The sequence below is a fragment of the Azonexus sp. genome (assembly GCF_036170495.1).
GTDB lineage: Bacteria > Pseudomonadota > Gammaproteobacteria > Burkholderiales > Rhodocyclaceae > Azonexus.
Map to the genome: position 1 here is coordinate 1 of NZ_JAVHPH010000437.1, position 8,826 is coordinate 8,826.

15 protein-coding genes are annotated in these 8,826 nt (G+C 62.2%); 2 read left to right on the plus strand and 13 right to left on the minus strand.

The window, feature by feature from the left end:
* The 8 genes from tatA to hisB form a co-directional block, all read right to left on the minus strand.
* On the minus strand, positions 1-150 hold a 150-nt coding region (gene tatA / locus ADADOO_RS15775), incomplete at its 3' end, for a Sec-independent protein translocase subunit TatA (RefSeq protein ID WP_511278472.1).
* 10 nt (positions 151-160) lie between these two features.
* Positions 161-511 (minus strand): histidine triad nucleotide-binding protein, encoded by a 351-nt coding sequence (locus tag ADADOO_RS15780; protein ID WP_511278459.1) that lies wholly within the window; start codon positions 509-511, stop codon positions 161-163.
* A complete protein-coding gene (locus ADADOO_RS15785) occupies positions 508-834 on the minus strand; it encodes a phosphoribosyl-ATP diphosphatase (RefSeq protein ID WP_511278460.1) in 327 nt (108 codons plus the stop codon). Before ADADOO_RS15785 ends, ADADOO_RS15780 begins: the two co-directional genes overlap by 4 nt.
* On the minus strand, positions 831-1,229 hold the full coding sequence (hisI, locus tag ADADOO_RS15790; RefSeq protein WP_511278461.1) for a phosphoribosyl-AMP cyclohydrolase: 399 nt from the start codon (positions 1,227-1,229) through the stop codon (positions 831-833). The genes ADADOO_RS15785 and hisI overlap by 4 nt, the downstream gene beginning before the upstream one ends.
* A gap of 31 nt (positions 1,230-1,260) precedes the next feature.
* A complete protein-coding gene (gene hisF / locus ADADOO_RS15795; RefSeq protein WP_511278462.1) occupies positions 1,261-2,019 on the minus strand; it encodes an imidazole glycerol phosphate synthase subunit HisF in 759 nt (252 codons plus the stop codon).
* Complete coding sequence (gene hisA, locus ADADOO_RS15800; protein ID WP_511278463.1) at positions 2,019-2,771, minus strand: 1-(5-phosphoribosyl)-5-[(5-phosphoribosylamino)methylideneamino]imidazole-4-carboxamide isomerase; 753 nt, start codon at positions 2,769-2,771, stop codon at positions 2,019-2,021. Before hisA ends, hisF begins: the two co-directional genes overlap by 1 nt.
* 35 nt (positions 2,772-2,806) lie before the next feature.
* The gene (gene hisH / locus ADADOO_RS15805; RefSeq protein WP_511278464.1) at positions 2,807-3,463 is read right to left on the minus strand and encodes an imidazole glycerol phosphate synthase subunit HisH; all 657 of its coding nucleotides are present in this window, start codon (positions 3,461-3,463) and stop codon (positions 2,807-2,809) included.
* Positions 3,460-4,047 (minus strand): imidazoleglycerol-phosphate dehydratase HisB, encoded by a 588-nt coding sequence (gene hisB / locus ADADOO_RS15810; RefSeq protein ID WP_511278465.1) that lies wholly within the window; start codon positions 4,045-4,047, stop codon positions 3,460-3,462. Before hisB ends, hisH begins: the two co-directional genes overlap by 4 nt.
* Before the next feature lie 79 nt (positions 4,048-4,126).
* On the opposite strand from hisB, the gene hisC reads away from it, so the two are divergent.
* Both hisC and ADADOO_RS15820 read left to right on the plus strand, forming a co-directional pair.
* The gene (gene hisC, locus ADADOO_RS15815; RefSeq protein WP_511278466.1) at positions 4,127-5,212 is read left to right on the plus strand and encodes a histidinol-phosphate transaminase; all 1,086 of its coding nucleotides are present in this window, start codon (positions 4,127-4,129) and stop codon (positions 5,210-5,212) included.
* A 13-nt stretch (positions 5,213-5,225) separates the two neighbouring features.
* Positions 5,226-5,582: a CZB domain-containing protein gene (locus ADADOO_RS15820; RefSeq protein WP_511278467.1), complete on the plus strand. Its 357-nt coding sequence runs from the start codon at positions 5,226-5,228 to the stop codon at positions 5,580-5,582.
* On the opposite strand, the gene ADADOO_RS15825 is transcribed toward ADADOO_RS15820, so the two are convergent.
* The 5 genes from ADADOO_RS15825 to ADADOO_RS15845 all read right to left on the minus strand — a co-directional run bounded on the left by ADADOO_RS15825 (position 5,579) and on the right by ADADOO_RS15845 (position 8,824).
* Positions 5,579-6,097 (minus strand): chromate transporter, encoded by a 519-nt coding sequence (locus ADADOO_RS15825; RefSeq protein ID WP_511278468.1) that lies wholly within the window; start codon positions 6,095-6,097, stop codon positions 5,579-5,581. The two genes, ADADOO_RS15820 and ADADOO_RS15825, sit on opposite strands and share 4 nt — an antisense overlap.
* Positions 6,094-6,603, minus strand: coding sequence for a chromate transporter (locus ADADOO_RS15830; protein ID WP_511278469.1), 510 nt, complete (start codon positions 6,601-6,603; stop codon positions 6,094-6,096). Before ADADOO_RS15830 ends, ADADOO_RS15825 begins: the two co-directional genes overlap by 4 nt.
* Positions 6,604-6,682: 79 nt before the next feature.
* On the minus strand, positions 6,683-7,984 hold the full coding sequence (gene hisD / locus ADADOO_RS15835; protein WP_511278470.1) for a histidinol dehydrogenase: 1,302 nt from the start codon (positions 7,982-7,984) through the stop codon (positions 6,683-6,685).
* Complete coding sequence (hisG, locus tag ADADOO_RS15840) at positions 7,985-8,629, minus strand: ATP phosphoribosyltransferase (protein ID WP_511278471.1); 645 nt, start codon at positions 8,627-8,629, stop codon at positions 7,985-7,987.
* Positions 8,630-8,740: 111 nt separating this feature from the next.
* Positions 8,741-8,824: a cold-shock protein gene (locus ADADOO_RS15845; RefSeq protein ID WP_511278473.1), complete on the minus strand. Its 84-nt coding sequence runs from the start codon at positions 8,822-8,824 to the stop codon at positions 8,741-8,743.
* Between the last annotated feature and the right edge of the window lie 2 nt (positions 8,825-8,826).

Below are 8,826 nucleotides of genomic sequence, written 5' to 3' on the forward strand. Positions count from 1 at the left end.
GCCGCCGGCCGACGCATCCTTCATGCCGTCCTTAAAACCCTTGACGGCGCCGCCGAGGTCCTGCCCGACATTACGCAATTTCTTGGTACCGAAGATAAGCATGACGATGACCAGAACGATCAACCAGTGCCAAATGGAAAAACTGCCCATGATGTGTCTCCTAGAGTCGCTTGAGCATGGGGCCGACCGGGTCGGGCCCACCCACGATGTGCGCGTGCAGGTGCGGCACTTCCTGCTGCCCCACCCGTCCAGTATTGATGATCACCCGGAAACCGTCCGGGCTGCCTTGCGCTACTGCAATTTCGTTGGCCTTGGCCAGCATCTTGCCAAGCACCGCCGCATCTTCGGCTGCGGCGGTCGCCAGCGAGGTGATGTGCTTTTTCGGAATCACCAGCACATGCACCGGACGGGCCGGGTTGATGTCGTTGAAGGCAATGATGTCCTCGTCTTCGTAGACCTTGGCTGCCGGAATCTTGCCGTCAACGATCTTGCAGAAAATGCAGTCGCTCACTTTGCCCCCCGCGCCGCCTTTTCGTCAATCCCGGAAATACCCTCACGCCGGCGCATTTCCTGCGACACGTCCTCGATGCTCAGGCCGTAGAAGGCGAGCAGGACCATCACGTGGTAAATGACGTCAGTCGATTCCCAGACGATATTCAGCTTCTTGCCGTCCTTCGCCGCCATGATCAGCTCGGCGCACTCCTCACCGATTTTCTTGAGGATCGAATCCGGCCCCTCGGCAAAGAGCTTGGCGGTGTAGGATTTTTCCGGATCGGCGTGGCGACGGGAAGCCAGCGTCTCGGAGAGACGGTGCAGCATGTCATGGGTGCTCATTTGTAAATTTCCTTCGGGTCTTTCAGAACCGGATCAGCAGGAACCCAGCGGTCCCCGTTCAACTCATTGAAAAAACAGCTTTCGCGGCCGGTGTGACAAGCGATGCCGCCGACTTGTTCAATGCTCAGGAGCAGCACGTCACCGTCGCAATCGGTACGAATGGAGCGGATTTTCTGGAAATGCCCGGACTCCTCGCCCTTGCGCCACAGACGCTTTCTCGAACGCGACCAGTATACCGCGTTGCCACACGCCATCGTCTCCTGCAGCGACTCTCGGTTCATGTAGGCAAACATGACGACGCGGCCGTTCTGATCCTGGGCGATGGCTGGAATCATACCGTCGGCGCCCCACTTCAACGCGGCGAGCCAGTCTTGGGAATTGTCGAGATCGGCCATTTTGATTTTGGGCGTTTTTTCCGGTTGACCGTCAGAGTCGTACTTCAATGCCACGTGCTGCCATGTATTCCTTGGCCTGGCGCACGGTGTATTCGCCGAAATGGAAGATCGACGCGGCGAGTACGGCATCGGCCCGGCCTTCGCTGACGCCATCAGCCAGATGCTGCAGGTTGCCGACACCGCCCGAAGCGATGACCGGAATCGACACGGCATCCGAGACAGCACGGGTCAGCGCGAGGTCGAAGCCATTCTTGGTGCCGTCCCGGTCCATGCTGGTCAGCAGAATTTCGCCGGCGCCCAGTGCCGTCACTTTTTTGGCCCATTCGATTGCATCGAGGCCGGTGTCATTGCGGCCGCCGTGCGTGAAAACGTGCCACTGGCCGGGGGCAATTTGCTTGGCGTCGATGGCGACGACGATGCATTGCGAACCGACCTTGCTCGATGCGTCGAAGACGAGATCGGGGTTCTGCACCGCCGCCGTGTTCATCGACACCTTGTCGGCGCCGGCGTTGAGCAGGCGACGGACGTCCTCAACCTTGCGCACGCCGCCACCGACAGTCAGCGGGATGAAGACCTGCTCGGCGCAGGCTTCGACGATGTGCAGGATGATGTCGCGCTGATCGCTCGACGCCGTGATGTCGAGGAAAGTCACTTCGTCGGCGCCTTGCTCGTTATAGCGCCGGGCGATTTCAATCGGGTCACCGGCATCGCGCAGGCCGACAAAATTGGTCCCCTTGACGACGCGGCCAGCCGTGACGTCAAGGCAAGGGATGATGCGTTTGGCGAGCATCAGGCGCGGGCTTTTGCCATCAGATCGTCGGCCATATCCTGCGCCGCCTTGAAGTCGAGCGAGCCGTCGTAAACGGCGCGACCGGCGATGCTGCCGACGATGCCTTCGCCTTCGACGGCGCACAGGGCGCGGATGTCGTCAAAGCCGGTCAAGCCCCCGGAAGCGATGACCGGAATGGTCAGCGCTTGGGCCAGACGAACGGTGGCTTCGATGTTGAGGCCGGAGAGCATGCCGTCACGGCCGATGTCGGTGTAGATGATCGATTCGACGCCGTAATCTTCGTATTTCCTGGCCAGATCGACGACATCGTGGCCGGTCAGCTTTGACCAGCCATCGGTCGCCACCTTGCCGTCCCTGGCATCAAGGCCGACGATGATGTGGCCGGGGAAGGCAACGCAGGCGTCGTGCAGGAAGCCGGGGTTCTTGACCGCCGCCGTGCCGATGATGACGTAGGTCAGGCCGCCGTCGATGCAGGCTTCAATGGTGTCGAGATCGCGAATGCCGCCGCCGAGCTGGACCGGAATTTGGTCGCCGACTTCGGCCAGAATGGCCTTGATCGCCGCCGCATTCTTCGGCTTGCCGGCAAAGGCGCCATTGAGGTCGACCAGATGCAGGCGACGGGCGCCCTGGGCCAGCCAGTGACGGGCCTGCTCGGCCGGACTATCGGAAAAAACAGTGGCCTGTTCCATCAGGCCCTGCTTGAGACGGACGCATTGGCCGTCCTTGAGGTCAATCGCAGGAATAATCAGCATGGGAATCTAGGATGGGTAAATTCGACGGAAGCGAATCAGGGGTGCCACTCGACGAAGTTTTTGAGGAGTTGCAGGCCGTCGCGGGCGCTTTTCTCGGGGTGGAATTGAACCGCAAAGATATTATCCCGCCCCACCGCACAGGTAAAGGGCACGCCGTAGTCGCAAGTGCCCGTGACCAGCGCCGGATCGGCCGGTTCGACAAAATAGCTATGCACAAAATAGAAGCGCGCGCCGTCGGCGATGCCATTCCACAGCGCATGCGGTTTCTGGCGAACTTCGTTCCAGCCCATGTGCGGCACTTTCAGGCGTTCGCCGGTTGGCAGGTGCATGCTGGCGTCGGGGAAGCGTTTGACGTTGCCACCAAAGACGCCGAGCGCCGGGACGTTCCCTTCGTCGCTGTGTTCGAAAAGCATCTGCTCGCCGACACAGATGCCGAGGAAGGGCTTGGACTTGGCGGCATCCAGAACGGCGGCACGCAGGCCGCGGGCGTCGAGTTCGCGCATGCAGTCGGGCATCGCGCCCTGGCCCGGGAAGACGACGCGCTCGGCTGCCGCGACGACGGCCGGATCGGCGGTGACGACGACCATCTTGCCGCCGGCCACGTGCTCGAGCGCCTTCGACACCGAACGCAGGTTACCCATGCCGTAGTCGATAACGGCGATGGCGCCATTGCCCCTGCTGCCAGCGCTCACAGCGAGCCCTTGGTCGATGGCATGGCGCCGGCCATGCGCGGATCAGGCGTCACCGCCATGCGCAGGGCACGACCGAAGGCCTTGAAAATGGTTTCGGCCTGATGGTGGGCATTCTCGCCACGCAGGTTGTCGATGTGCAGGGTGACGCCGGCGTGGTTAACCAGGCCGTGAAAGAATTCGCTGACCAGATCGACGTCGAAACTGCCGATGACGGCGCGCGCGAATTTGACGTTGAGCTCCAGGCCGGGACGCCCGGAGAGGTCGATCACCACACGAGACAAGGCTTCATCCAGAGGTACGTAGCTATGGCCGTAACGGGTCAGGCCCTTCTTGTCGCCCCAGGCCCTGGCCAACGCCTGGCCGACAGTGATGCCGATGTCTTCGACGGTGTGGTGGGCATCGATGTGCAGGTCGCCCTTGGCCGCGATGTCGAGGTCGATCAGGCCGTGACGGGCGATCTGGTCAAGCATGTGGTCAAGGAAGGGGACGCCGGTGGCAAATTTGCCCTGGCCGGTGCCATCGAGATTGAGACGCACGGTAATCTGCGTCTCCAGCGTGTTGCGAGTAATTTCGGCTTGCCGCATGGTTGAAGGCTGCAAAAGGCTTTTATCGGAGGGCCATGATACCATTTCAGCCTACTTTTAAGCCTTCCGTGAAAACCCCATGAGTCGTTTCTGGAGCCAGGTCGTCCGCGACCTCACCCCCTACGTCCCCGGCGAGCAGCCCAAGCTCGCCAAGCTGATCAAGCTCAATACCAACGAGAACCCGTTCCCGCCCTCGCCCAAGGTGCTGGCGGCGATCCGGGCCGAACTCGGCGACGACGCGGCCGGCCTGCGCCTCTACCCGGACCCGAATGCCGACCTGCTCAAGGCAGCCATCGCCAAACGCCACGGCATCAGCCCCCAACAGGTCTTCATCGGTAACGGCTCGGACGAAGTGCTGGCCCACGTTTTCTTGGCACTGCTCAAGCACGCGGCGCCGATTCTGTTTCCGGACATCACCTACAGCTTTTACCCGGTGTATTGCGGCCTCTACGGCATCGATTACCGCACCGCGCCGCTGGCTGCGGACTTTTCGATCAATCCGGCCGATTACTACGGTCAACCGGAAAAATCGGCCAAAATCGGCGGCATCATTTTTCCCAACCCGAACGCGCCAACCGGTCGCCTGCTCGGGCTGGCCGCCATCGAGCAAATCCTCCAGGCCAACCCGGATGTCGTCGTCGTAATCGATGAAGCCTACGTCGATTTCGGCGGCGAAACGGCGATTCCGCTGGTTGCGCGCTACGACAATCTGCTGGTCGTCCATACGCTGTCCAAATCCCGTTCGCTGGCTGGCCTGCGTGTCGGCTTCGCGGTCGGCCATCCGGTCCTGATCGAGGCGCTGGAGCGGGTCAAAAACAGTTTCAACTCCTATCCGCTGGATCGCCTGGCCATTGTCGGCGCCGTCGCCGCCATGGAAGACGAGGCGTACTTCGAGCAATGCTGCCGCGCCGTGATCGCCACCCGCGACACGCTGATCACCGACCTGCGCCGCCTCGGCTTCGAAGTCCTGCCCTCGGCCGCCAATTTCATTTTCGCCCGCCACCCGCAGCGCGATGCGGCCGAACTGGCCAAGGCCCTGCGCGACCAGAGCATCATCGTCCGCCACTTCAAACAGCCGCGCATCGACCAGTTCCTGCGCATCACGGTCGGCAGCGACGCCGAATGCCAGGCCCTGACGCAAACGCTGCAAGACATTCTGGCTTAGGAAGGGGGACACGATGCAAGGTATTGATTTCGACGAAGCCATCCGCCTGCACAACACCTGGCGCCGGCAGTTCATGAACGCCTTCGCCCGGGGCAGTTATGCCGCCATGCCGCTATCCGACCATCAGGGCTGCATGTTCGGCTACGCCATTGCCGCCGCCGATGACGCCTCGCGGGCGCTGCCACCATTCCAGGCATTGATCAAGACGCATGCGCGCTTCCACGCGCTGGCCAGTGAAATTCAGGAATTGAGCAGCAACGGACTGGCCTCCGACGCCGACCTGCTATTGCCCCAACTGTCGGATGAATCGCACCGCCTGGCCACTCTTTTCGACGAACTGCGCACCCAGCAGCGCGACAAACCGGGCTAAGCCCAGCCGAGCAAGCCGAGCCCGGCGCCAACCGCGATAAACCACAGCGGATGCAGCTTGCTGCGCAGGTTAGCAACGAGCGTTGCCGCGACAAGCAGCCAGGCCGCCCAACCGAAAGCCGCCGCCTGGGCAATCAACGTCGCCCCGGAAAAGATCAGCCCGACCGCCAGCGGCGCCACACCGATGCTCACCGCCTTTTGCCAGCGCTTGCCGGCGAAGCTTTCCCAGCGGTCAATCAGCAAATAAATCAGCACACTCATCGGCAAACACATGGCCACCGTCGATGCCAGCGCGCCGAGCAGGCCGCCGATTTCCCAGCCGATCAGCGTCACTACCAGCACGTTCGGCCCGGGCGCCGCCTGGGCGATGGCGTAAAGATGCGTGAAGGTCTGATCGTCCAGCCAGTGATGGTTTTCGACGACGACACGATGCATTTCGGGCAGCAGCGCCGTCGCGCCACCGAAGGCGACAAAGGAAAGCAGGCCGAATTCGAGGAAGAGGTCGACGGCAATCATTTGCGCCCCAGCCGCCAGTAGGCGATGCCGCCGGAGAGGACCAGCCCGACGACCATGACGATCGGCATCGGCCAGCGCAGGCCGGCAATGGCGGCGACAATCAACGCGGTGAAGGGGAGAAAAAACAGCTTGTCCTTGATTGCCGAACCCATGCGCCAGGCCATGGCGAAAAGCAGGCCGCAACCGACGGCGGCGATGCCGCGCAGCATCGACTGGGCCAGCGGCAAGCTACCGTAGCGGTCATAGAGCAAGGCGAGCAGCAGGACGATGGCGAACGGCCCGGCGAGCAGGCCGACCGGCGCGACGATGGCGCCAGCCAGGCCGCAGTAGCGCTTGCCGACAACGACCGCCAGATTGACCACATTCGGCCCCGGCAAAAACTGGCAGAGACCAAGCTGGGCGTTGAACGCCTCGGCCGTCATCCATTGGCGCTCTTCGACGAGCATGCGCCGGGCAAAAGGCAGCACGCCGCCGAAGCCGGACAGGCCAACCGATGAAAAACCCAAAAAAAGCGCCCAGAGGTCCGGGCGGCTTGGCTTTTCAGTCCGCAGTTGCGTACTTCCCACGGTCAACCGGAAATTTCGCTCAATTTTCGAGCCGGAATTCGGCCGACCTGGCGTGCGCCGGCAAGCCTTCGCCCTGCGCCAGCGTCGAGGCGATCCGGCCCAGCGTCTGGGCGCCGGCCTTCGATACCTTGATCAGGCTGGTCCGCTTCTGGAAGTCATAGACGCCGAGCGGCGACGAAAAACGCGCGCTGCCGGAGGTCGGCAAAACGTGGTTCGGGCCGGCACAGTAGTCACCGAGCGACTCCGAGGTGTAATGACCGATGAAGATGGCACCGGCATGGTGGATCTTGCTGATCCACGGATCGGGGTCGGCCAGCGACAGCTCAAGGTGTTCCGGCGCCACGCGGTTGGCGATGGCGACCGCTTCTTCGAGGTCACGGACGAGGATGAAGGCGCCACGGTTGGTCAGCGACGTTTCGATCACTTCACGCCGCGGCATGGTCGGCAGCAGCTTTTCAATGCTGGCCTGCACCTGCTCGATAAAAGCCGCATCGGTACAGATCAGGATCGACTGCGCCAGTTCGTCGTGCTCGGCCTGCGAGAACAGGTCCATCGCCACCCAGTCCGGATTGCCCGAACCATCCGAGACGACGAGGATTTCCGACGGGCCGGCAATCATGTCGATGCCGACAATGCCGAACACCCGGCGCTTGGCGCAGGCAACATAGGCGTTGCCCGGGCCGACGATCTTGTCCACCTGCGGAATGCTCGCCGTGCCGTAAGCCAGCGCGCCAACCGCCTGCGCGCCGCCGATGGTGAACACGCGGTCGACGCCGGCCAGACAGGCCGCCGCCAGCACCAACTGGTTGTGCTCGCCGCCCGGCGTCGGAACGACCATGATCAGTTCCTTGACGCCGGCCACCTTGGCCGGAATCGCGTTCATCAGCACGGACGACGGATAGGCCGCCTTGCCGCCCGGCACATAGAGGCCAACGCGGTCGAGCGGCGTGATCATCTGGCCGAGCAGGGTGCCGTCGGCTTCGGTGTAGGACCAGCCTTCCAGGCGCTGCTTCTCGTGATAAACGCGAACGCGTTGAGCGGCGGCCTCCAGAGCCTGACGCTGCTCGGCCGGCAGGCCATCGAGCGCCTTCTGCATCTCGGCCGTCGACAATTCCAGATCGGCCATGCCGCCGACCGACAAGCGGTCAAACTTGTTGCTGTACTCGACGACGGCAGCATCGCCGCGCGCCTTCACATCGGCCAGGATGCCGATGACGGTACGTTCGATGCCTTCATCCTGCGCCGCCTCGAAAGCGAGCAGGGCATCCATTTTTGCCTTGAAATCGGCGTCGACCGTAGCAAGCCGTTTAATGGCAACCATTTATTTCTCCACCGCCCGGGCAAAGGCGTCGATGATCGGTTGCAGGGTTTCACGCTTGACCTTGAGCGCCGCCTGGTTGACCACCAGCCGACTGGAAATATCGACAACATGTTCGACCGCCACCAACTTATTGGCCTTCAGCGTACTGCCAGTCGACACCAGATCGACAATGGCATCGGCCAGACCCGCCAGCGGCGCCAGCTCCATCGAGCCATACAGCTTGATCAGGTCGATATGGACGCCCTTGGCGGCAAAATGTTCACGCGCGATCTTGGTGTATTTGCTCGCCACTTTCAGGCGATTGCCCTGGCGCACGGCGTTGGCGTAGTCGAAGCCTTCCGGCACGGCGACCATCATGCGGCACTTGGCGATCTTCAGATCAAGCGGCGAGTAGAGTCCTTCGCAGCCATGCTCGATCAATACGTCCTTGCCGGCCACGCCGAGGTCGGCGGCGCCGTACTGGACATAGGTCGGCACATCGGAGGCGCGCACGATGACAACACGCACATCCGGTTTATTCGTATCGATGATCAGCTTGCGCGAGGTTTCGGGGTTTTCGCTCGGCACGATGCCAGCGGCAGCGAGCAGCGGCAGGGTTTCATCGAAAATACGGCCCTTGGAGAGTGCGATGGTGATGCCGGTCACGGTATATCTCGTGGCAAAAGAATGATTTTACCGCAAAGCTGCAAAACGGCCGGCCACAAAAGCAAAAAGCCCGGCAAGCCGGGCTTTTTTGAGTCAGGCGACTCCGCGGACTTATTCAGCCGGGCGGATGTTGGCAGCCTGTTTGCCCTTCGGGCCGTTCACGACGTCGAACGTCACTTTCTGGTTTTCGGCCAGGG

Bases quoted from the DNA above. Each gene is read 5' to 3' on its own strand.
- ADADOO_RS15785 (WP_511278460.1), bottom strand. From the start codon at position 834: ATGAGCACCCATGACATGCTGCACCGTCTCTCCGAGACGCTGGCTTCC.
- hisI (WP_511278461.1), bottom strand. From the start codon at position 1,229: ATGGCCGATCTCGACAATTCCCAAGACTGGCTCGCCGCGTTGAAGTGG.
- hisF (WP_511278462.1), bottom strand. From the start codon at position 2,019: ATGCTCGCCAAACGCATCATCCCTTGCCTTGACGTCACGGCTGGCCGC.
- hisA (WP_511278463.1), bottom strand. From the start codon at position 2,771: ATGCTGATTATTCCTGCGATTGACCTCAAGGACGGCCAATGCGTCCGT.
- hisB (WP_511278465.1), bottom strand. From the start codon at position 4,047: ATGCGGCAAGCCGAAATTACTCGCAACACGCTGGAGACGCAGATTACC.
- hisC (WP_511278466.1), top strand. From the start codon at position 4,127: ATGAGTCGTTTCTGGAGCCAGGTCGTCCGCGACCTCACCCCCTACGTC.
- ADADOO_RS15820 (WP_511278467.1), top strand. From the start codon at position 5,226: ATGCAAGGTATTGATTTCGACGAAGCCATCCGCCTGCACAACACCTGG.
- ADADOO_RS15825 (WP_511278468.1), bottom strand. From the start codon at position 6,097: ATGATTGCCGTCGACCTCTTCCTCGAATTCGGCCTGCTTTCCTTTGTC.
- hisD (WP_511278470.1), bottom strand. From the start codon at position 7,984: ATGGTTGCCATTAAACGGCTTGCTACGGTCGACGCCGATTTCAAGGCA.